Raw genomic sequence first — 22470 nt, forward strand, 5'->3', positions numbered from 1 at the left:
CCGTACGGCGCCGTCCGGCCAGCCGTGCCGTCTCAGGCCGGCACCACGTCCTGCGTCAACTGCAGCACGATGAATTCCGCCGGCCGCACCGCTGCCAGCCCGACCTTCAGCTTCATCCTGCCGTTGTTGATGTCTTCCTGCGTCATCGTGGTCCCCAGCCCGATCTGCACGAAATACGCCTGCGTCGGCGTATCACCCTGCAGCGCACCTTGCTGCCACAGCCCGTGCACGTAGCTCTCCACCGCCCCCCGCACGCGCTCCCACGTCGGTGCGCTGTTCGGCTCGAACAGCGCCGTGCTCATCGCCGTCTTGATGTCCTTCTCCGCCGCATTGAACAGGCGTCGCACCGGCACATACCGCCACGTCCCCTGGTTCGACTGCAGCGTGCGCGCGCCCCAGATCAATGGGCCCGTACCACGGAACGCGCGGATCACGTTGATCGACCTGCCACCCGTGGCCGGCGCATTGCACTCCGCATCCACCGCGTCCGAGACCTTGTACTTCGGGGTCGCGCCGTTAATTTCGACGTTCGCCGGCGCCTTCCACACACCACGCTCACGGTCCACGCGCGCATACACCCCCGCCACGGCACCGCTGGGCGGCACATCCACGGGGCCGTCCTTGCCCGACACCGTCAGCCACGGGTAGTACACCGCGGCATACGGACTCTCCGTGTAACCTTGCACACCTGTTACCTCGGCCGGAGTCTTCAGCTCCTGGTTCGGGCCGTCATAGATCGCGAAATACGTTTTGCCGACACCGCACAGCGTGGCAACCTTTCCGCTGAAAGCCGTCAGGTCCGTCCCCGCCTGCACCAGCAGCGTCACGTCGTCCAGCGCCGGCACCAGCGCGTCGAGTGACCCCACCGGCGCGATATAGCAGTGACCACCGCCATTGCGGAAATACAGCTGCAGCGACTGGTACAGCGCGTCCTTCGCCACCGCGTTGTCGAAAGCCTGGCCGGCTTTATCGGCCTCACCCTTCTTCTCGCCTGGCGTCCCCGATGCTGCCGCGTATGCCTTGTCCCAGAACTGCTGCCGCACCGTCGTCACGTCCAGCCACGACTCGAGCTCCGTCACCCCGGCGGCGTTGATCACGTGACTTTTTTCTTTGGTGGTGTCGCCAATTGCACCGCCCCACGTGGTGGTCGCCGCAAACGCAAACACCGGCACCGCCGTCTGCCCCGTCTGAATCGACAGCGACAGCCCGAACGGCTCCTCCACATACACCCCAGGTACCTTGTAATCCGCCATGATTCCCTCTCTCAATCCGTATCCCGTTCAACTCAAGCCGGCGCCGCTCAATGGAACTGCACCGACAGCCGGTCCGCCGCCAGACTCACCTCCTCGAACGCCACCTCGTTGCTCGTCGCATCGAAGCTCGGACCCGTCCACTTCGTCGGGAACGCATTCATCACGCTCCACGTCACCAGCAGTACCGAGCCCGTCTCGTTCGTCAGGCTGATCGACAGATCCTTCTTCTCCACCTGGTTGAACGTGATCGAATTCACCCACGTGTACAGCTGGCTCTGCTTGGGCATCACCCCGCGCTTGAGCGTGATCGTCAGCGGCTCCACCTGACCCGGCATCTGGTACAGGTTGCCGCACCCGTCCTGGTACTTCACCAGTTGCACCGACTGGTCCAGACCCGACACGCTGCTAAAGCACATCTGGTCCTTGCCTACCGACACCACAAACCGGTACGTCGGAATCGGATACGTGTTGCCCATCGTCTTCGCATCGAGTGCCATTTTTGTTGCTCCTCTTCAAATGCCGCGCTTGCTCGCGCAGCGGATCACCATCGCTTCACCATCGGCCGCCACCGGCAGCACAAGGCTCACTTTCCACGTCAATTACTCTTTCGGACTCCGTACTACCTGTACCACCTGACCTCCGGCAAGAGGTCCCTCCCCTCGACCTGGCAGCCCCGGCTGCTCGCGCAGACAGGTCCCGTCGATCGACCGCTACAACGCACGCGTTCCGATCACCGGTCATCAGCACCGCCATATCGTCACACCATCCTAGGCAAATCTGACCCCACACGATAGGACAATCGATTTCCGGAATTTCCGGTCATTTCCGCCCCCTCAGGCCGGCGGATCTGCACCCAATGCGCTCGCTTGCATCGCGTACCGACGCCCCCTAGCGTCTTCGGAATCAGACACAAAACCACAATAAATCAATAGGTTATCGATCCTTCCACCCCGCTTGGCTCACACGCTCTCGCCCAGGCATGTGCCCGGCCAGCCACGTCCGGTTTTGATTGTTATGGCCCCATATTCCGAAAATAAATTGTCTTTCCGATTATTTCGTGTGGTTTTTTAATCGATATCAAGCTCAAACTGACGTCGCCCGCCTGGCTGGTCGCCGTCGATCCGCAGCCGTTCGTTGCGGTGCGCATATGCGACCGCTCGCAAGACGTGGGCGACACATTTCGGTAGCGCGATGGGTGCGAACCTCCCCCCTCAACCGCAGCGGGCACCGGTCACCCGCGCCGACTCGGGGCCGCTTGCGCGGTGCACGTGCCCAGGCCAGGCCGCGTTTCCGCTCCATTCGGCGCACGTGCGGCGCTGCCATGCCCACGTATCGAGCATGGCAAGGGGCAATATTGAGTTCGGACGCCTGTTCGGAGTCCTTTTTTTGCCTTGCTTTAATCGCCAGCCGGTTATATTTTTTTTGAAAAAGCTCAGCGAGCGCTCATTCGGAATATTCGTTGCGCGCCTGACAGGGACGAATGATTTCCCTTGATACCCCATAAAACATGGATTAACCCACCTTTACGAGATCATCGTTATCCGACTCGATAACACACCAATCAATCGCATCCAATACATTTGTCTTGAAGGAAGTTGCCGCACGCGACGTGATCGATTGAAATTTTGTTACCTTTATTTGCTTATCGGGATAAAAAATGAAACAGCACGGACAAGCAATTCCCCGGGCCTGGCTCCGGATTTTGCGAGCAGGCATGATGGGCTGTTTTTTACTGAGCCGGCTTGTCTTTGCCGCTGGACCCACCGGGTTGACGTTCGTGACGCAGGACGGCACATACCTCGCGGGCGATTACGCCGTTGAACCCGGTGATGCGCCCGGCGCGTTGGTTATCTTTGCTCACGGGCACCACGAGGGGCGCAATGTATTTTATGGGTACATGCAAACGGGCAATCCGCAAAGCATTACGCAAGTCGGCACTGCGACAATGACCATCGATTACCGGGACGATCAGGGATTCCCCATTCTGCAAGGCGCCTACGATCTCATTTATGCGGCAAGATGGGCGCTCCTGAAATGGCCCTCCATCCAGAAAATTACGCTGTTCGGTGCATCCATGGGAGGCGCGACATCGGGGACCGCCATCTCCGAGCTCGCCAGACCTGAAAATGCGACCTTGCTGAATGGAAAGGTGTTCAATAATTGGATCGACGTATCCGGCGTGAGCCTGCTCAGTGAGACAGCGCTACAGGCTTCACTGTTCATGCCCGGCGCGGTGACCGAGATCAGGCGCGACTTCCAGGCAACGGGCGATTCCTCCTATACACGCCGCTCGCCGGCGATGAATGCCGGAAAAATGAAAGCCGCCGGTCTGCAGCAAGTCGCGATCGTTCATGCGCGATACGACGGCCTGGTGACTTACGATCAGGCCGGGCAAATGAAGCTTGCGCTCGGGGGCGCCGCCATTCCCGCTTCCCTGGATACGTTGACGTGTGCGTCGAACCAGGCACCCGCCGGTGCCACCCTGTTTGACGATGCCGGGACTGTCGTACCCTCGCCGCTGGCCACGCTCGGTGCACAGGTCTTTATGTTGCTGGAAGGCTGCAATCTCGTCATGCAACGCCTGGCAGGACACGTCATCTCGGCCCGATCGGATAATCCCGCGATGAACGCAGGGATTCAGGTGCTCAGAGCCGTTTTAGGGCAATAGTTGATGCCGCGCATCGACACGGAGGGGGACACGCCCCTGATCAGCGCCCCGAGTCCGATCCCAAATGCTTCGGATGAACGTGATCCCGAGCTGCATCAGCTGTAAGGCTATGCAAGAAGTATCGCAAGCTGCCACGCCAGGTAAAAACGTCAACGTGGCCGTTGCGCGGGCGCTGGCGGATTTCGTCTGGGATATTGATCGTCGCTGACACTGTCACAATGCACCGTGGAGCCGGCTGCATAACTGCGACGTTCGATCAACAGCATCCTGAGAGCTTCCTGAAGGCGGCGGAGATGGATCCGTTCGATGCCTGGTTATCGGGATAGCATCAGGGATCTTTGCCGGTCACAATCGTGGTTGGCTTATTTATTGACGATCAGACTAAGGTGGACTAACCTCGCACTTGGTCCAAGCTAGTCCATACGGAGCAGGTCATGCGCACGGTCAATATCCACGATGCGAAAACAAACTTCTCACGGCTCGTTGACGCTGCAGCCGCCGGCGAAGAGATTGTGATTGCCAAGTCTGGCAAGCCCACAGCTCGTCTTGTTCCCATCGAGCCGGTAAAGCCGCAACGGCGCTTCGGCGGCCTAAAGAGCAAGGGGCAAATCACTGATGACTTCGACGCGCCGTTGCCTGACGATGTGCTGGCATCGTTCGAGGGTCGCTGATGCGCTTGCTACTTGATACGCACGTGTTCTTGTGGTCGGTCTTCGACGATCGCAAGCTATCCAAGAGCGCTCGCAAGCTCATCTTGGATGCCGACGAGGTCTTTGTCAGTGCCGCGACCATTTGGGAAGCGTCGATCAAGGCTGGCCTCGGGAAGCTCGATGTCAACGTGAACGATCTCGTGGCAGAAATCTCGGCCGCCGGGTTCGTTGAGCTGCCGGTACGTGTCGCACACGCTGCAATGGTGCAGGACCTGCCCGACATTCATCGTGATCCGTTCGACCGGCTTCTCGTTGCGCAGGCCATGACGGAGCCATTACGACTCGTAACTGCAAACGAGCATCTGGCTAAATACACGGATCTCGTCGTCGAGGTCTGATCAACACGTTAATCTTACTGTGTCAATGAATCAGCATTGGACGCTGAAAAAAAACGGACATCGCTGGAGCCGGCGCGCGATGCAGGCAGCGATACGCCAGCGCAGCGTGGTGATGGAATCAACCACGTGGCGCTGCGCGCGCTGGGGACCCGCGCGGCACGTAATCCGAGGGTAAGGCAAATGGGTCGCGGATCGCAGAGTTTTTTTACTGCCGCCTTGAATGAGGCGTTGAGCAATAAGAACCTATAGGCAGCAATACACAACGATGCATGGTGATGGAAGCCACGCCAACCACGTCCTTCGAAGTGTCCCAGGCCGAACTCCTGCTTGAGATCCTGATAGTCCCGCTCGATACGCCTGCGCATCTTGGCGACATGGACCAATCGTTCGAGCGGCGTGTCTGGGGGCAAAGTCGAAAGCCGGTACTTAGATCCTATGTGGCGTGAGAGTCGTCAAGGGCCCGGGGCGTAAGATAACCGGGCCAAGGCTTGCTCGACGGAGGAGCATCATGAACGCAAATCACGTTACCGGATCACATGCTGATGAGGGAGTCATCCTGGCGGTTTCGCTCGAGTTGTCTGCGGCCCAGTGGAAGGTCGCGCTTCACGACGGATTCAGGCAGAGGCCAGCGATCCACACAGTCAGCGCGCCACAGGCGAACCAGCGACTGCAGGCTGTCCTCGAACTTATTGCTCAGCACAAGCAGAAGTGGGCCCTGCCGTCGGATGTACGCGTGGTTGTCAGCTATGAGGCGGGGCAGGACGCATTCTGGATTCTTCGGGCGCTGTCCTCCCGCAGCATCGAATGTTATATGGTCGATGCCGCAAGCATCCCTGTGGAACGCCACAAGCGGCGTACGAAGACAGACAGGTTGGATGTCATCAAGCTGGTCACCAATCTGCGCGCCTGGCTGCACGGCGAACGTGACCGCATGCGCGTGGTGCGCGCGCCCTCCGCGCAAGACGAGGCCTCGCGTCATCTGATCCGGGATCGTGGACAGTTGCACAAGGAAGTGCTGCAGCACCGCGAGCGCATGCGCAAACTGCTCGTCACAATGGGTTGCTGGGACGAGGTTGACCACCGTTCGTTTGCCAAACGACTCGTGCGCGGGGACCTGACCTGTCATGACGGCACGCCACTGCCGGAAGAGTTGCGCGAACGACTGATGCGCGAGACCGCGAGGCTCGAGCTCGCCGAACAGCAGCTCGCCGCTCTTGAGCGCACGCTGCAGGAGCGTTTGCCGACACCGGTGCGTGACCGGATTGCCAGTCTGAGGCGTCTCAGGGGCATTGGCAACATCGGCGCATCGCGCCTCATTCTCGAATTATTCTGGCGGGAGTTCAACAACCGTCGCCAGCTCGGAGCCTGCGTGGGGTTGGTCCCTCAGCCATATGACAGCGGTCAGAGCCACGTCGACCAGGGCATCAGCAAACAAGGTAACCGCCGCGTACGCACCCAGCTCGTCGAGACGGCGTGGTGCTGGCTCCGATATCAGCCCGACAGTGCACTGGCCCGGTGGTTCAACGAACGCACCCAGGCGTCTGTGCCCAGTCGTCGCGCGCGGCGCATTGCGATCGTTGCCCTTGCGAGGCGCCTGGTGATCGCATTGTGGCGCTATTTGAAGGACGGCGTCGTTCCCGATGGCGCACGGTTCAAACCTGCATGAGAAACAACCCTTATATAGTTTTGCATCACTGATGTTCGAGTGGAACGTGCCCGGAGGTCCGACTGGTTGTCCAATGCAACCGATAATTAGATGGGGCACCTTCCCAGGATCCAAGGATCCGGCGTAACGCGCATAAAGGATGAGGCCGGCACGACACCGGCGGATAGAAGTTGGTGAGACGTCAATGTCTCACGAGCGCAACGGTAGACTCGAACGTCAGCATAAAGAACCCGGTTCGCATGGATCCGGATTCAAGGAGTCTTTTTATGACCTGAACAGGTATGCTGAAGCTAAACGGTGCTTGACAACTCACCGCCCATAGAGGTCGGACCTGAAAAACACTGCCGAGGCTGATGTACCAAAGGGTTGAACGGAATTTGGGAGCTGCAGAACTTCCAGAACGAATATCGATCTGAATCGAATCCTGGGAGTTGAGGACACGGAGATGACCGACGATATTTTCCGTAGTCGCCTGGATGCGATGATCGATCTGCGCCACCCGCTCGTGGTACTTGCGACGCGACTGCCTTGGGCGCAGATTAAAGCCACGCTCACGCCGCTGTTTGCGCGACGTGTGCGGGAAGGTATCGCGACGCAAGAGATCGATCTGTCCGGACCGACGCCAAAGTTCGCGGGTGCGGTTCATCCAATCCAACGTACGCCGTGCTATCGTTCTTCATGCTGGCCCCGGGTGAAAATCGCCAGGTGTGGCCCTGCCCACACCATGCGGCTCTGGCAGCGATGTTAGCCCGCGTTGAATTCGCCACGCTAGGCCAAGCCAGCCCATGCCTCATCGAAAGTCATACAGGCTTAAAAATCTCGCGCCCCTGTCCAAACAAGCGGCGTCACCTCTGTCCATACTATCAACGTACGAGAATAGATATGTATAAGAAAGCGATCCTTCACAGAGTGCCGCGAACGCACAGGGCGGTAGACGAATCTACCCATACTAATGATGGAGGGGCGGGGGGATTTCTCCGGGAAGGGGTCCGTGCAATCATGCAAGTCACCACGGGCCAGGTCAGGTACCACCAAGGGACTGGAGAGCACGTTCCCAAGCCGGCAGAAGGGCTCGACAATGACTTAACGAACGATACCTTTTTTGCACAGCTAATCTCAAAGTCGGCGACGGGGACCGCTCAGATTTCACGAGACGAAGATGATATATTGGACGAAATTTTGGAATTACATGAGCAATACTCACGTGACCATGGCAATATCCAAAAACCTTCAAATCCTTTCTCCAATATACCCGATTTCGTCGATGCAATACCTCAGGAGGACGCGATTCTTGATAGTATTGTCGAAATGGATATGCCAAATTACCAGGATCGCGTAGTTAGTTCTGCGATTGAGGAGACGGCGCCCAACGGGGTGCAACTTGCTCCACTTCCACGTGGATTTAGTCCCGATAACTATCACTGGAATGAGCGAGGATTACTTGAGCGAAAGCGTTTTGAAGCAATGGTTTATCGGGCGGACCGGAGATCGCCTGACGAGATTTTGGAATATGGTTTTGCACCATCGCGAGATTTTGCTGCGATCAAAAAAATGATTGATAACGATGCATTGATAGTCGCCGGTAGCCTCGAGGCCGTACGGCGATATATCCGGGGACGATCGGGCTACTACGTCTATGAGATTAATGCACTGGATAGTCCTGGCGCGTCCCTAAATGAGAACTACCTTTTTAATCGACGCGGGCTGATTGCTCACCTTGGAAATCCTAGCCTCTACTCGAAAGATCCAGCGGAATTGACTATGGGAGCGAATACACTCATGGAAGTACATATCCCCATTGAGTATGTTAACAAGCGAAGGGGAACTATTGTTCGTCATTTGACAATTTGACCTTACCCCCATTTAGCCGAACATGCAAAATCACTCGACTGTGTCGGTCGGAATGAAGCGGATTTCGATCGGAATGCCAACCACTTGGATTCGAGTTGCGGATTGAACGTTGCTTGTGGTCGGATGGCGCGCGTAAAGGAAACGAACGCACGGAGCACATTGTAGGCGGCCAGCAAGCCGCACAACGCGATGAGCTTGATGCACAGGAGGGCGATTGCCCGCACCAATCTGGGAGTTGAGAGACGCGCTGATGAGCGCCGACTATTTTTTCCGTAGCCGCCTGGACACAATGATCGACCTGCGTCATCCGCTCGCGGTACTCACGATGCGGATGCCGTGGTCGCAGATCGCCACATCCGTGGCAAGTGGGCGTGCAAGGCTTGCGAGACGCTGATTCAGGTGCCCGTTGCGCCCCATGTGATCGACAAGGGTTCCCACCACCGGCTTGCTTGCGCAGGTGCTTGTTGCCAAGTACGGTGACCACTTGCCGCTGTCACAGTCGCTGGAATACCTTCGCCAAAGCCGAATTCAGCGGTTGTGTCATCGTTCACATCGCAGCTTCATTGAGACGGGCAGCGCACCACCTCTCCTTACTGCGACAGAACCCGTGACGGCTATACGTCACGCCGGCCGGCGCATCGTGTACGCTGCTGCGTTCGGCTCCGGCAACGGCGGCACCGCGTCCAGCACCAATTACATCCGGCGTTGACAGCGTTGTGGTCGAACGCTATAACCACCTAGAGTTCCGAGATCGTGCCGATGAGCTGCTCGCCGAGGTTTCGAGACTGCAATGTTGGCTCCCTTGATATTGCAGGGATAGCGCTATCAGATCAACACGGCGTAGGATTTGTATCGGAGCCTTGTCAGATAAGACGCAGGTACTGATGCATCATAGTTGTTGTATTGTTCGGAGGTACTATGCCAAACCATTCTTTGAAATTGTCAACGACTTTGCATGCCCCCCCAAAGATCTCATCCTAGTCCAGATGTTGATTTTGATGAGGCGTCAAGCAGCAACAATGGCGAAATAAAATTTGGCCTTAATTGGATTAAGCAACACCAATTGACTGAAAGTGCGTCGTTACGCAACCCTTTCGCCGAGACATCCGATCCGGTCGCGCCACAGAAATCACTCTCTGTTTTGTCGCATGTACTCTCCAAATTCAACAGGAAAATTAAATCTTTTAACGTTGATGCGTCCCAATATAAGGTGACTCACGACGATAATTCTCGACTCTACGCAGCAAACCTGTACCAATGCACGGCTATTGCGGCCGTCTTCAACAATACTCGTGTGCTCTTTCATTTTCTTAACTCAAACTTGAATCATTCCCTCCAAGAGATGGTGGGCGCGGAAAATGAAAATCAGATAGATCAATCTGCAGTCAAAAGGGCGACAACTACGCGCCTATCATCGGGTGTGCCACTCAATTTTCTCATGGACGAAATTAAATCAAAAAGAGAGTCCGGAAATTTGAAGCGACTGGAAGTCGCGCTTACCTTTGGCGCATTTTCCGGCTTATCCGATGATAAACCGGAGAAGTTCATCAGTCAATCTATTGGCGCTGACCAACCCGTCAAGCGGCTGATCGAATTGGTTGGTAAAGATAAAGTCAAATATTCGACTGGCACGAGCATCGAAATCACTCCAGGTGGCAAAATTCGTCCGATAAAGTTATAGGATTGATTATCGGCGCCTTTCAAATATTCGACCTACGTCAGTTCGATTCTCGATGGCGACTGGGCTGACCTGTGGAACAAGCGTAGGCGGCAGCGTAGTTTTTGAATGCAGGCTGTGTCAGACAATACGACGGTACTGTTGCATCATTGGGCGTTGTTGCATAAATCGAGCGTGATGACGAGGTAAGGCCTATGTTCATGTTTCAGGCAATGCGAACGGATTGCGGGCGTGCGAGGTCCGCCATGCGATTCAGCACGCCCACGCGGATAGCGACCTCGGTGGCCTGCGTATCGGTGCGTCGTGCCCACAAGTGGTTACCCGTGAGCATCTTGAAGCGATACATCGCGTTCTCCACGAGCGAGCGCCGATGGTAGCCGCTGCCCTTCTTCCATTCGTCGCGGCCGAGGCGGGCGGTCGTATCGACGGCGTCATTGCGCCACTTCGCGCCGGACGTGTTCGCGGGCCAATGAGCGGCGCCTTCGCGCGGCGGAATCGAGGGCGTTGCGCCGCGTGCGGCGATCGCGGCATGACAGGGTTTGGTGTCGTAGGCCCCGTCACCGCCGATGACATCGAGCAACTCGTCGTCCGGGATCTGGTTGAGCAGTTCGGCCAGGACGTCACCGTCGGCGACGTCCTGATGCGTCATCAGCGCGGCACGTACCTGACCGGTGTTCGCGTCGAGCCCGAGATGCACTTTGCGCCATGTGCGACGCTTCGAATAGCCATGCTGGCGCACCTTCCATTCGCCTTCGCCGTAGACCTTCATGCCGGTGCTGTCGACCACCAGATGGATCGGCTCGCCGTCGCCAATGACCGGCAGTTGGACCTCATGCGTCTGCGCTCGGCGACTCAGTGTCGTGTAGTTCGGCACGGGTAAGGTGGCGAAAGCCAGCTCGCGCAGGCTTTGCGCGAAGCCTTGCAGCGCGCGCAGCGGCAGACGGAACACGGTCTTGATGCCCAGCAGCGCCTGGATCAGCGCGTCGCTGTACAAACGCGGACGGCCGCGCGTCGGCCCGGCCTCCAGCGTGCTCGCCAGGGCGGCTTCATCGATCCACATCGTGACGTTACCTCGGTTGATCAGGCCGGCGTTGTAGGCTGGCCAGTTCTTGACTCGGTAGCGCGCCTTCCGCTCGCTCGTCTTGCCCTTGTCCCTGCGCATCTTCTCGAAGCCAAAAATCGAGAATCTACGCAGGAACCCGAATCGTTAACAGGGGTGCCGGACCGGCCGTTGTGTGTAAACGTCAGTCGACCGCGGGCGTGCCAGATTTATGCAACAACGCCGCATCATTGGTCTGCGGCTTACCTTTCCCGCGGCGCCTACAGTTCTCGCGCACAAAGCGCCCGAACTCGATCGGCCGCGTCTTGTCCTCGTGCAGCTTCAAGCCGAATCGGGCCAGTCTCTCGGTGGCCGCGCGCTGGAAGCGCTCGGCATCCCTCAAGTGCTGAACGCAGGGATTTCACCCGCAGCCTTGTTCGACCGCTTCTCCGGTACTTCGCAGTAGCCCGACTTCCCACGCCCGTGGTTCATCATCGTACGCCCTCAGGCTTCACGATGCGCACTGCGTTCAACGCTTCCCAGCGCGACGCAGTCGGGCGTGGAATCTCCCGGTTCCCATGCAAGGTGTTTCCGCACACGCTCAGGGTCTCCGACTGCGCGGGGCCGGGATTGCCTTGCCAATGCAGCAATCCTGGTGCAGCTGTCGACAAGCGTCCTGTGCCTCGGCACCCCGATCGGCCCACGCCTTGCGGCACGGAGAATGGATTTCGCAGCTCGATACCTGGCCCATGCGTACCTCTGCCAACGCTTCACCTACGCCCTTACGAACGCACACGCATGATTCGAGGCCGAGCTATTGATTCGAAACATTTGATCTTGAAATTGGAAAATAAGCCCTCACGTTTTGAGCATGGAAAAACGAGACATGAGATCGCTTCCACGCGAAGCGCGCGAAGAACGGCGTCGACAGGTGATCGCCCTCCGGGAAGGCGGGATGACCTACGACGAGATCGCCCAACTTACCGATCTGTCGCGAACGGGTGTGTTCGATATATGCAAGCGTTACGTGCAGGAAGGCACGGCAGCCTTGCGTGACAAGCCGAGCGGGCGTGCCGTCACCCAGAAGCGCGCCCTGACGGAGCAACAGGAGATCGAGGTGCGTGTGTTGATGCGCGATCAAATGCCGGATCAGTTGAAGATGCCGTTTGCGCTGTGGACCCGCCACGCCGTGCGGGAGTTGATTCGACAACGTACGGGTCGCACGCTCACGCTGCAGGGCGTCGGTCTGTACTTGGCACGCTGGGGCTTTACGCCGCAAAAGCCGCTGAAGCGGGCGTACGAACAAAAGCCGCAGGCGGTTCAGACGTGGTTGAACGAGACGTATCCGGAGATTGCGCGCCGTGCGCAGACCGAAGGTGCGGAAATCCAGTGGGGCGACGAGACGGGCTTGCGTTCCGACGATGTGCGCGGGCGCTCCTACGCGCCGATCGGCAAGACACCCGAGCGGCGTGTCATGAGCAAACGCGAAGGGCTGTCGATCATGTCGACCGTGACGAACCGCGGCCAGGTGCGCTGGAAAGTGTTCGAAGGCGCGATGAACGCCGACATCCTGATCGACTTCTTGAAGCGACTGATCAAAGACATGCGGAGCAAAAAGGTGTTTCTGATCCTCGACAACCTGAAGGTTCATCACGCCAAGCTGGTCAAGGCGTGGCTGGCTGAACATGCCGACAAGATCGAAGTGTTCTACCTGCCCTCGTACAGCCCGGAGCTCAATCCCGACGAGATGCTCAACGCCGATTTGAAGGCCAGCATCACACGCCAGGCTCCCGCTCGGACCAAGGGGCATCTGAAGAAAGCCGCTATCAGCCATTTGCGACGGCTTCAGAAGTCGCCGCAACGGGTTACTCGTTATTTCATGCATAAACCCATCCGCTATGCAGCTTGATTCAAGATCAAATATTTCTGATCAATAATGTCAAATGTGGTGTACGACAGTCGAGCAGCATGATCAAGCGGCAAGCGGTTGAGCAGGAGCCGGTGTGCTCTCGGTCACCGGTGTTCCGTCCTTGAAGGGCACGCCGTTCAAGATCTGTTCGATTTTGTCGACACCGCGAATGCGGCGCCATGATTCCTCTGCTGCTTCGATGAGCTTGAAGGCCATGCCGAGGAAGGTCGCGCGCGACAGACAGTTTCGCGTGCGGGTCGTGCGGTGGCGGACCGTCGCGAAGGTCGACTCGATCGGATTCGTCGTGCGCACATGCTGCCAGTGCTCGGCCGGGAAGTCGTAAAACGCGAGCAGCTCGTCGCGATCCTTCGTGACCTTCTCGACAGCTTTCGGATATTTGGCCGTATAGGTCGCGACGAACTGATCGTAGGCGACGATCGCATCGGCGCGCGTCGCGGCGTTCCAGATCTCCGCGAGCGCGGCCTTGGCCTTGCCCTGCTGCGACTTCGGCAACGCGTTGAGCACGTTGCCGATCTTGTGAAACCAGCAGCGCTGGTGCCGCGTCTGCGGGAACACTTCCTCGAGTGCCGCCCACAAGCCCATCGCGCCGTCGCCGACGGCTAGCAGTGGGCCGGCTTGTAGACCGCGAGCCTTCAGATCGAGCAGTAGCTCGACCCACGAATCCTTCGACTCGCGGTAGCCGTCGGCGAGCGCGACGCGTTCCTTGCTGCCGTCTGGCTTCACGCCGATGATCACCAGCAGACATTGCCCGTCGGAATCCTCGCTGCGCGCCCCAGTATGAATGCCGTCGGCCCACCAGTAGACCCAGCGGGCCGCCGACAAGTCCCGATTGTTCCATTGCGCGAATTCGTCCGCCCAGATCGCTTTGAGACGAATGACGGTATTTGCCGACAGGCCTTTCGCCTGGTCGCCGAGCAATACGCTGAGCGCTTCGCTCATGTCGCCGGTCGAGACGCCGCGCAGATACAGCCACGGCAGCGCCGACGACACACGCGGCGACTTGCGCACGTAGGGCGGCACGATCTCCGAGTTGAACTTTACCCCCGAGCCCGAGCGATCGCGGACCTTCGGCACCTGGACCGTTACCGGTCCGATTGCCGTGACAACGTCTCGCTCAGGCAGATAGCCGTTGCGCACGATCGCCCGCCGGCCGTCCAGCGTCTTCACGTTCGAATATTGCTCGAGCAATGCCTTCAATTCCGCCTCGATCGCTTGCTGGATAATCTGCCGCGCGCCTTGCTGGATCAACTCGTCCAGGCCGACGGGCCCCTTGAATTCTGTTTCCGTTGCTTGACTGTCGTTCGCTTCCCGATTACGTTTCGCCATGGTGGTGGATTGGTTGCTGGGTTCGTTACCTTGGAAAGCAACATTCTCCTGCAATCGCCACCGCCTCCCGCCGATTCCGCTCCACACCGCCGTACACCACTTCCGACATTAGCTCTTCGAGGCCGTCGTGGTTGGCTAGACCTTCAACGCATGACTCTTTCATTCACACACAACACCTTGCCGGTTTTGACCGGCGCACGGACGCGTTCATTTCATTTCGACTGGGGGCGAGAATTATGCCGGACCTGGCTGGCCAAAGCCCCAATTATCGGGACGTGAAGATAGTATCGAGGGCGAAGCGACAGGTCCCAAGCCGACGGATCGGGCAAGCTCGGGAGCAAACGACACCTTGTCGTAAACGCTCGTGGCATTGCGCTGGCGATCACGGTCACAGGCGCCAATCAGCATGACTCGATGACGTTCGAAGCAACGCTCGATGCCATTCCGGCGGTGCCGGGCCTGGATGGCCGACCGCGCAAGCGTCCCGATAAGCTGCATGCGGACAAAGGATATGGCTGCCGCCGGTGCCGGCGTTACCTGAAGAAGCGCGGCATCACGGCAAGAATTGCCCACAAAGGTATTGAGAGCAAAGAACGTCTGGGGCGTCATCGATGGGTTGTCGAGCGCACGCATTCCTGGTTTGCCGGCTTCGGCAAGCTTCGTATCCGCGTCGAGCATCGACTCGACATTCATCCGCGGTCCTTTCACTGGCCGCATCCATCATCTGTTCTCGCTTCGTTGAAGACGGCTCTTATTGACGGATACGGCTCAGGATCTGCCGATAGATCCCGGGCGCATTCCGATTCGTTGCACGTGCAGCCATAGCGAGTTGCTCCCCCAGGAACCGCCACCCTTGGCCGGGAATCCGTGCATCCCATGGCGCGCCCCAGCCATCGAGATTGGCGATTCCCGTCGAGGCCTCCACATAGCCGGCGTGAAAATCGCCGGCCTCCAGCCGCAAGGCAGCTAACAGTAACCTCGGCTCCGCGCATTCGGGCACGAGCTGAATGCAGGCCCTGAGCGCTTGCGGCGCGTGGCTGGAGGGCGCGGTGAGCGCCTGCTCATACAGCGTGGATAACCGCCGCTCCTGTACGTCGCCGATGTTGGGAGCGCGGATGAACGAGCGGGGCACGAAGCCAATGCTTCGAAAGCCTTCGCACATTCCAGACAACCAAGGCGTGTCGATCCGGAACAGGCTTCTTCGCTGCTCGGCTTCGTTGGCGAGATCGAGCAGCCGCAATGCCCGGCACTGCGCGACCGACACACGCATTTCTCCGTCGCCCGTGTGCGTCCGTATGCGCAAGGGTCTGCGCACCGGCTCGAGGTCGAGGCGTGCGGACACCCGACGAAGGGCGTCCCGATTGAGGGCGCAAAATGCATGGGCGAGTGCTTCGACGCGTTGGCCGACCACGAGCGCAACCCTGACGCGTTCGCCCAGCGCCACGACGCGATGGCGGAAGTACTGGGTCGAGTAGATGCTGTGAATCAGGCCGGCGAGACGGGTGTCGGGATCGGCGCCCCATCCCGACAGCACCTCGTAAGTTCCCAGCAGGTGATCCCAGAGCGTCGAGCCGGAATGCGCAATGCGTATCGCATCCGCGACGAGCGAAAGCGTGGCGTTCAGACGATCGGGTTCGATGGGCGCGTCGCGCATCGCGGGTCACTCGCTCAGGTACGTCCGGTCTTGTCCGCGACGCTTGCCAGGCGCGACGCGACGTGCTTGCCGTCGAGCGATGCCAGCGTGTCTTGCAGCGCGGCGATACAGGTTGCGATATGCGGTTCCAGCTCGGCAGCGCCGGTACGGCTCGCGCCGATGACGAACGGCCGCATGGCGTCGGGCATGCCGGCCAGTGACGCTTTCAGCGCATCCACCAGGACGTCGCCAATCGTCGCGCCACTGTGATTGAATGCCATGTTCAGCGCGAGCGATCCACCGTCGCCCGCCCGCGCCTTGTGCCAGACACCGGGTGGCAGGCAGAGCAGGTCGCCAGGATAAAGCGTGACCTTTCGGGTTGCCTGCCGCGCGACGGCTCGGTGCACGGCGGCCATGTCGGTGCGTGCCGAATTCTCGATCGGAAACTGCGTATGAGGTGACGTGGCGTACCACCAGGTCTTCTCCCCATCGAGTTGCAACGTGGTGGCGGTCCTCGCGTCGTAATGAAAGTCGAAGCCCGAGGACGGCGGCGAAAGATACGCGCGGAAATCCACCCGCCCGGCGAAGCCGATTTCCCGCCGGACGTTGCGGGCCGCCGTCCGCAGCGAACGGTGCGCGAGCTGAATGTCCGTCACGCAGATAGTGGCGCCAGCCTCGTACATCTCCCGGATATCGGCGGGGTCGATGGTCGCCTGCTTCAAGCCGCCGAACACGCAGCGTATCTCGGTGACCTTGTCCAATCCGAAGATCATGCGTGACGGTTTCATCAGGAAATCGAATTTCCCCGGTTGCCCGCGAATCAGGAGCGGGCGCTTGCCGAACGACTCGCGCAGGAATGCATCGACCGATATGGGATCGAGAATTTTCGCGAGGGTCCCACGCGGATTCGCTTGTGCTTTCACGTCATGTATTCCTTGATTCGGCGCACGAGCGCACCGGTGTCCAGGCCATGCGCGCGTCTCAGGTCGGCGATCGCGCCCGATTCGCCATGCCATCCCGACGGCCACGACAGCGCGTGCACGGTCACGCCCGACGGTGCGATCCTGCGAACGGTGTCGGCCAGGCCGCCGGCCGGCCCATGGTCTTCGAGAACCACGATGCGCTGCAGGCGCGGCTCGCTCGTGATCCACCGGGCGAGCACGGCTTCGCACACATGCGCGACGTGCCGCCATGGAATCGGTACGCCGTCGGCCGCCAGCGCCTGCGCGGCCTCCTGCGCCCAGTGCGATGCGTATCCGCAGGAGAGCAGCACGGTCTCGCCGGCCACGCCGTTGCCGCGGACGATGCCCGGCGGCAGCCGCAGTTCACCGACCGGTTCCCGGCTCGTTCTCACGTAGGCCGGCCGCGGTGAAGCGACCAGTGTTCCGACGATCAGTTCGATGTCGGCGGCATCTGCGGGCGCCCAGAGATCGACGCCGCCGATCGATGCGAGGACACCGAGGTCCGACACGCTGGCATGGCTTGCGCCGTTGGTGCCGCTCGCCGCGCCCGCATGCGAGCCGATCATCACGACGGGCAACCCCTGCGATGCGACGCAGGTGCGGATCTGATCCGCGCCCCGATGGCACAGGAATGCGCTGAACGAGAACACCCAGGGCCATTGGCCGCTCGCGGCCAGGCCGGCCGCGACACCGATGAGCGCCTGTTCCGCGATGCCGGCCTGAACGAAGCGGGAGAACACGGGCCGCCCCTGTGCATCGTACAAGCCGTAGGAGTCGCCCAGGTCGCCGTCGAGCACCCAGAGACGGTCGCGCTGTTCCGCCCTCCTTCGCAGCGCGTCGACAATCGAAATCGCCAGTCGTTTCATGCTGCAAGCCTCTCATCGATCCGGACCGTGGCCGGAGCCCGCGATGCGCGCCCACTCGTCCCCGGACAATTGGGTGCAGTGTCGACGAAACCGATCGAGCTGGAGCGCGAGGCCGTGGCCCTTGATGGTACGCGCCAGCAGGACGGTCGGCCCATGCCGTGGCCCTTCGGCATGGGCATGCACGAAGTCGATCAATGCGTCGATGTCGTGCCCGTCCACCTCATCCGCGCGCCAGCCGAATGCGCGCCACTTGGCGAGGGCATCGGGCAACGGCGTGGAATCCAGTCGAGCATCGTGCGCCCAGCCGCATTCCTGTTCGCCGTTGAGATCCACGATCACGTGCAGATTCGGCACGCCGTAGCGTGCCGCCAACATCGCCGCTTCCCACACCATGCCTTCCTGGCATTCCCCATCGCCCACCACCACCCACACGTGGCGTGCGTCGCTCGCGAGCGCCATGCCGAGCCCGACGGCGACGCCCTGCCCCAGCGCGCCCGACGAGAAGTCGATGCAGGCCAGCCGCGTACGATCGGGATGACCCTGCAACGGCGAGCCGGCGGTACCGAACCTGCCGAGTGGACCGAGGTCGACGCCGGCCTGCTGCAACACGGCGTAGAGCGCCATGCTCGCATGACCTTTCGACAGCAACAGGGCATCGCCTGTCGCATCGAGCGCGGACATTGCACGAACGGCGAACAGCGCGAGCAGGATGTCGACGCAGCTCAAGGTGCCGCCCAGGTGGCCGCCGCCGTTGGCGCGCAATCCCGCCAATATCGCATCCCGCACCCGCGGTGCTACACTGGGATCGGCCAGTTCTGGCCGCACCAGCTGTTTGTTGAACGTCGCACGCTTGCCGGTAGTGTTATTCATTTCGGATGCGATTCCCTTTGCCGGATGGGGATCGAGACTGCCCTGACATTAAGGATTCTCAAGGAAAGCCAATATGTCAACTCTCGAGCCGCTTAGCCTGGATATCGTCGTCACCTGGAGAGGGCGGCACGAGCTGCAACGGGCGCTTCCCTCCTTGTGCCAACTCGCCGCCCGGCATGAGGGCGGTGTCACCGTAGTCAATTACGGCGGAGACGCCGATCAACTCCACGACCTGATGGCCGCACACGCGGCGAACGTCCAGGTGGTCCATGTGGACGAATCCGGCTGGTTCAACAAGGCCCGCGCCCAGAATATCGGCGCCGCGCACACACGTCGTCCGCTCCTGTTCTTCTGCGATTGCGACATCGTCGTTCCGGACGGGCAACTCGACGCACTGGTCCGACAGCTGGAAGCCGAACCCGGCGCCTTCGGAACTGTCGCGGGCGTGACGGAGACCGTACGCAACGCGCGCAAGGCCGGTCAGGTCGCGATGTTCGGCTATCAGCTGAAGCTGCGGCTGGCCAACGGACGTGCACTCGAGATCATCGACAACGAAGAGGATGCAGCGGATGGCACACGCCAGGCGCCCGGCTTGCTGATGGTGCGTCGCGTCGGCTTCGAATGCATCGGCGGCTACAACGGATACCTGGTGGGCTGGGGTTGGGAGGACCAGGACATGATCGCGCGGCTGACGCTGAGCGCCGGGCTCACGCGGCGCCAGAGCGGCGCCGTGCTGCATGTATCCCACGACGACGACGCGCGCATTCGTCACTATCCACCCGTTCAGGATCGTTGGGAAAGCCGCGACCGTATGTTCCGGCAAGCCCTGGCCAACTACGATCGCGGGGATTGGCTCGGGACCTATGAGGAAGACGCCCTGCGTGCGACCACGCGCAGCCCGGTGTCAGCCAACTGAGACTTCCGTTGCATCGATGATCGCGCGCAAGCGCACCAGCAACGCGACCTGTTCGTCGAGTGCGTCGGCCCGCCACGCAGCAAGCGCCGCCGGCAAGCGGATCTCCAGCGCGCGTTCCGCATCGTCGAGCGAGCGGGTCAATACGTAGCGTCCGTCCTCGACGGTCACGCCGTCGTGCAACGCATACGAGCTGTTCAATTGCTCTGCCCGCTCGGGCGTCATACCGGGCGGCAGCGCGAGATGGAGGTCGATGGCGTCCGCACGCACCGGATAGCCGCCGGGCCGTCCGTGCAGTCCCGGTACGTGACCCTGCCATGCGTTGCCGCGACCTGACAGGGCGAGCAGCATCGGCGCGGCGAGCGCACCTGTGAGGCGATTCAGCGTGTCGTCGGCGGGCAGGCGCACGGGCGTGGTCAATGCGGCGGCTTCATGTTCCGGCAGACGACGGCCCTCCAGCCATACCGCCGGCGCGGGCAGTCCGTCCCATGCGCCGCGGATCATTGCGCTGACGTGTGCGTGATGCGCGAGCAACGAGAGAGGCGTGTGACCGGTGCGAATGCGCAACATCGACGCGACAATGGCGATATTGCCAATCCCTCCCGCGACCGGAATGCCGCGCGCGGCCAGCACGTGATTGGTCAGGTCCGGATAGCAGCCGTTCAAGAGATGGGCGCCGGGATGCGCGGCCGTCGCTGCCCGCATGACCCGGTCCGCGAGCGCGGCCTGCAACGGCAGCGTGCAGCCGTAGCCCAGCCGCGCGACAAGTTCTCGCCACCGGCGCGTCATCGCCCACGGCGACTGCATCGACGCCAGGGTCAACACGATGCGCGGTCGATACGCGTCGAACAGGCGCCCCATCGATTCGGCCGAATAGTCGCAGACGACGGGAGTCGCGACGAGGCGGCCCGTGCTTGCGCCGCCAAGCGCATTGGCGAGCGTCGCCATGTGACGCACGGCCGTCTCGTTGCGCGCTGCGACAATCACGTCCATCGGCGTGTCGCCGCATCCGGCGAGACTCATCAACACCGCGTGAGCCAGCGAGCCGGAGCCCACCATGATCAGATCGACGTCGCGCATGACGGATTCACTCCCCTATCTCGATGCCGAATAGCGATTGATCCAGCCACACAGAACCAGGATCGCCCATAGCTGTTCGTGCCACCGGCCGTCGTCTCCGACATGGTCATAGGTGCGCAGCCTCGACAGCAAGGTGGTCCGGAATCGCGTGGTCAGCGGTGCGATTCTCCACAGATCGGAGTCGGCGACCTCATCGAGGACCCGGGTGCGAAACCGCACGTCCAGCAGCCAATGCGCGATCGGCGCGAGCAGGACTTGCCGCTTGCGCATCACGAGCTCCGGCGGCAAGTAACGGGCGGCGACCTGACGCAGCAGGCGCTTGGCCCACCAGGCATCCGCCTCGTACCAGTAGCTCAGGCCGGGATCGATCGCCGACGCCCAGCCGTAGACATCCTCGCGCAGGAACGGGAAATCGAGGTGCGTGCCGTGCATGAGCGCATTGTCCGCGAGCGCCGGCAGCAGCAACTCGCCGATCCGGAACACATACTCGTGCGCGGACATCGCCTCCGTCGGCAGCGCCCCGGGTTTGACCGCGAGCAACTGCCGATAGAACGCGACGTCGTCCGCGAGCAACCCGTCGACGGCCTGCGGATCCCGGCTCAGGCGCCGCATCTCGTCGAGGGAAAAGAATTCCGCAATGCCGAGGAACAACACGTCGTCGAGACCAAGCAGGCGCGCGGTCGGCAGGTTGTACAAACCGGGAAGGTCGACACCGAGCCGGCGCTGATGATGCATCTGCGCCGCGAGACACGTCAGGGGCTTGTGGTAGCCGCCGAAGCATTCGTCCGCGCCCAGGCCGGAAACCGCAACGGCGTGTCCGTCCGCGACGGTCGCCTCGATCAGCGCCGCATGGGTCACGGCGGCGGGCGCCGTGAGCGGCAACGGGGCGGCCAGGACGCGATCCAGCAGTTGCCGGGCATGATCGACGTCAAGATGGACGATCCGGTGGCGGATGCCGGTGATGCGCGCCACCCCAGCCGCGTAGTCGGTTTCGTTGAGACCGTAGTCGTCGTCGAAGGCGATCGTATAGCCGGTGACGGCATGGCGCTCGCGCAGGAGCGCAGCAAGCAATCCCGAGTCGAGGCCGCCGGAAAGGAACAGCGCGATGTCGCGCGCCGCGTCGGCGACGCGATCGACGGACGCGCGAAGACGCGACAGCACCTCTTCCTGAACGCAGGACGGATCGTGCGATACCGAAGCGATTTGAAGGGGCCACGCGAAGCGCCGGACGACAGGCGGCGCACCCGGTGCGCAGATCAGTGCCTCGCCGACCTGCAGCGCCCGGATGCCGTTCAGGAGCGCATGCCCCGCCCTCGGCCGGCCGCGCCACAGTAGGTGCAGCAGCGAGCCGGCGTCGGGTTCGCACTCGATCCCGAGCGTCCGGACCAGCCTCAGCGGATCCTGATCCCATTCGACCCTGTCGCGCTCCACGCAAAAATAGAGCGGGCGACGCGCGCGCAATCCGCGCCGGACGATCAGCGCATCTTGTTCGTCACGCGAGACGTCGACGTCTTCGTCGACCGGCAATGCCGCCCCCCAGGCGATGCGTTCATCACGCGAGTCGAGGCGCCAGTCGGTCTGCCCGCAGCCGATCGGCGCAGTGTCCCGTGCACGCGCACGCAGCGCGGCGCAGCCCGCGTCGGTTAACGCCGCAACGCCTTGCATCGACAGGAGGTGCTTGCGCGCG

The 22470-nt window shown here is 60.9% G+C and carries 19 protein-coding genes and 3 pseudogenes; 11 read left to right on the forward strand and 11 right to left on the reverse strand.

Annotated features, from left to right (window positions below; genetic code table 11):
- Positions 1 to 32: 32 nt before the first annotated feature.
- Both FPJ27_RS15070 and FPJ27_RS15075 read right to left on the reverse strand, forming a co-directional pair.
- On the reverse strand, positions 33 to 1253 hold the full coding sequence (locus FPJ27_RS15070; RefSeq protein ID WP_204421653.1) for a phage tail sheath C-terminal domain-containing protein: 1221 nt from the start codon (positions 1251 to 1253) through the stop codon (positions 33 to 35).
- A gap of 47 nt (positions 1254 to 1300) precedes the next feature.
- Positions 1301 to 1750 carry a phage tail protein gene (locus FPJ27_RS15075; protein ID WP_204421654.1) on the reverse strand — a complete coding sequence of 150 codons (450 nt, stop codon included), beginning with the start codon at positions 1748 to 1750 and terminating at the stop codon, positions 1301 to 1303.
- Between the two features lie 1160 nt (positions 1751 to 2910).
- Between FPJ27_RS15075 and FPJ27_RS15080 the strand changes: the two genes are divergently transcribed.
- The 3 genes from FPJ27_RS15080 to FPJ27_RS15090 all read left to right on the forward strand — a co-directional run bounded on the left by FPJ27_RS15080 (position 2911) and on the right by FPJ27_RS15090 (position 4969).
- Entirely contained in the window at positions 2911 to 3921 is a 1011-nt protein-coding gene (locus FPJ27_RS15080) for a hypothetical protein (RefSeq protein WP_204421655.1), read from the forward strand.
- Between the two features lie 434 nt (positions 3922 to 4355).
- Entirely contained in the window at positions 4356 to 4592 is a 237-nt protein-coding gene (locus FPJ27_RS15085; protein ID WP_204421656.1) for a type II toxin-antitoxin system Phd/YefM family antitoxin, read from the forward strand.
- Positions 4592 to 4969, forward strand: a complete 378-nt coding sequence (locus FPJ27_RS15090) for a type II toxin-antitoxin system VapC family toxin (protein WP_204421657.1) — start codon at positions 4592 to 4594, stop codon at positions 4967 to 4969. The genes FPJ27_RS15085 and FPJ27_RS15090 overlap by 1 nt, the downstream gene beginning before the upstream one ends.
- A 118-nt stretch (positions 4970 to 5087) precedes the next feature.
- Here FPJ27_RS15090 and FPJ27_RS36515 read toward each other — a convergent pair.
- Positions 5088 to 5397, reverse strand: a pseudogene (locus FPJ27_RS36515) (IS701 family transposase); the annotation flags it as partial.
- A gap of 80 nt (positions 5398 to 5477) precedes the next feature.
- Between FPJ27_RS36515 and FPJ27_RS15100 the strand changes: the two are divergent.
- The 4 genes and pseudogenes from FPJ27_RS15100 (at position 5478) to FPJ27_RS15115 (ending at position 10167) form a co-directional block, all read left to right on the forward strand.
- Positions 5478 to 6635, forward strand: a complete 1158-nt coding sequence (locus FPJ27_RS15100) for an IS110 family transposase (protein WP_204421658.1) — start codon at positions 5478 to 5480, stop codon at positions 6633 to 6635.
- Positions 6636 to 7080: 445 nt separating this feature from the next.
- Positions 7081 to 7275, forward strand: a pseudogene (locus FPJ27_RS36520) (IS5/IS1182 family transposase); the annotation flags it as partial.
- A gap of 359 nt (positions 7276 to 7634) precedes the next feature.
- Positions 7635 to 8486, forward strand: coding sequence for a hypothetical protein (locus tag FPJ27_RS15110; protein WP_204421660.1), 852 nt, complete (start codon positions 7635 to 7637; stop codon positions 8484 to 8486).
- Between the two features lie 955 nt (positions 8487 to 9441).
- On the forward strand, positions 9442 to 10167 hold the full coding sequence (locus tag FPJ27_RS15115) for a hypothetical protein (protein WP_204421661.1): 726 nt from the start codon (positions 9442 to 9444) through the stop codon (positions 10165 to 10167).
- A 202-nt stretch (positions 10168 to 10369) separates the two neighbouring features.
- Here the strand turns inward: FPJ27_RS15115 and FPJ27_RS15120 are convergent, their stop codons facing one another.
- Complete coding sequence (locus tag FPJ27_RS15120) at positions 10370 to 11326, reverse strand: IS5 family transposase (protein WP_204421564.1); 957 nt, start codon at positions 11324 to 11326, stop codon at positions 10370 to 10372.
- 109 nt (positions 11327 to 11435) lie between these two features.
- On the opposite strand from FPJ27_RS15120, the gene FPJ27_RS15125 reads away from it, so the two are divergent.
- A complete protein-coding gene (locus tag FPJ27_RS15125) occupies positions 11436 to 11669 on the forward strand; it encodes a hypothetical protein (protein ID WP_204421662.1) in 234 nt (77 codons plus the stop codon).
- A gap of 405 nt (positions 11670 to 12074) precedes the next feature.
- Positions 12075 to 13112 (forward strand): IS630 family transposase, encoded by a 1038-nt coding sequence (locus FPJ27_RS15130; RefSeq protein WP_204421199.1) that lies wholly within the window; start codon positions 12075 to 12077, stop codon positions 13110 to 13112.
- A gap of 63 nt (positions 13113 to 13175) precedes the next feature.
- Here FPJ27_RS15130 and FPJ27_RS15135 read toward each other — a convergent pair whose 3' ends face one another.
- Positions 13176 to 14459: an IS256 family transposase gene (locus FPJ27_RS15135; protein WP_204420906.1), complete on the reverse strand. Its 1284-nt coding sequence runs from the start codon at positions 14457 to 14459 to the stop codon at positions 13176 to 13178.
- A gap of 292 nt (positions 14460 to 14751) precedes the next feature.
- On the opposite strand from FPJ27_RS15135, the pseudogene FPJ27_RS15140 reads away from it, so the two are divergent.
- Positions 14752 to 15217: pseudogene (locus FPJ27_RS15140) on the forward strand (IS5 family transposase); the annotation flags it as partial.
- Here FPJ27_RS15140 and FPJ27_RS15145 read toward each other — a convergent pair.
- The 4 genes from FPJ27_RS15145 to FPJ27_RS15160 are packed head-to-tail and all read right to left on the reverse strand — an operon-like array spanning position 15211 to position 18790.
- Positions 15211 to 16113 carry a DUF6817 domain-containing protein gene (locus tag FPJ27_RS15145; protein ID WP_204421663.1) on the reverse strand — a complete coding sequence of 301 codons (903 nt, stop codon included), beginning with the start codon at positions 16111 to 16113 and terminating at the stop codon, positions 15211 to 15213. The pseudogene FPJ27_RS15140 and the gene FPJ27_RS15145 sit on opposite strands and share 7 nt — an antisense overlap.
- A gap of 14 nt (positions 16114 to 16127) precedes the next feature.
- Complete coding sequence (locus FPJ27_RS15150) at positions 16128 to 17015, reverse strand: cupin domain-containing protein (RefSeq protein ID WP_204421664.1); 888 nt, start codon at positions 17013 to 17015, stop codon at positions 16128 to 16130.
- Entirely contained in the window at positions 17012 to 17920 is a 909-nt protein-coding gene (locus FPJ27_RS15155) for a transketolase (RefSeq protein ID WP_204421665.1), read from the reverse strand. The genes FPJ27_RS15150 and FPJ27_RS15155 overlap by 4 nt, the downstream gene beginning before the upstream one ends.
- A gap of 12 nt (positions 17921 to 17932) precedes the next feature.
- Positions 17933 to 18790 (reverse strand): 1-deoxy-D-xylulose-5-phosphate synthase N-terminal domain-containing protein, encoded by an 858-nt coding sequence (locus FPJ27_RS15160; protein ID WP_204421666.1) that lies wholly within the window; start codon positions 18788 to 18790, stop codon positions 17933 to 17935.
- Positions 18791 to 18863: 73 nt separating this feature from the next.
- Here FPJ27_RS15160 and FPJ27_RS15165 point away from each other — a divergent pair, with 73 nt between their 5' ends.
- A complete protein-coding gene (locus FPJ27_RS15165; protein WP_204421667.1) occupies positions 18864 to 19706 on the forward strand; it encodes a galactosyltransferase-related protein in 843 nt (280 codons plus the stop codon).
- Here FPJ27_RS15165 and FPJ27_RS15170 read toward each other — a convergent pair.
- Positions 19695 to 20783 (reverse strand): hypothetical protein, encoded by a 1089-nt coding sequence (locus FPJ27_RS15170; RefSeq protein ID WP_204421668.1) that lies wholly within the window; start codon positions 20781 to 20783, stop codon positions 19695 to 19697. The two genes, FPJ27_RS15165 and FPJ27_RS15170, sit on opposite strands and share 12 nt — an antisense overlap.
- A gap of 15 nt (positions 20784 to 20798) precedes the next feature.
- Positions 20799 to 22448, reverse strand: coding sequence for an asparagine synthase C-terminal domain-containing protein (locus FPJ27_RS15175; RefSeq protein ID WP_204421669.1), 1650 nt, complete (start codon positions 22446 to 22448; stop codon positions 20799 to 20801).
- Positions 22449 to 22470 lie beyond the last annotated feature (22 nt).

It is taken from the genome of Burkholderia sp. MS455 (assembly GCF_016899445.1).
GTDB classification, from domain to species: domain Bacteria; phylum Pseudomonadota; class Gammaproteobacteria; order Burkholderiales; family Burkholderiaceae; genus Burkholderia; species Burkholderia pyrrocinia_C.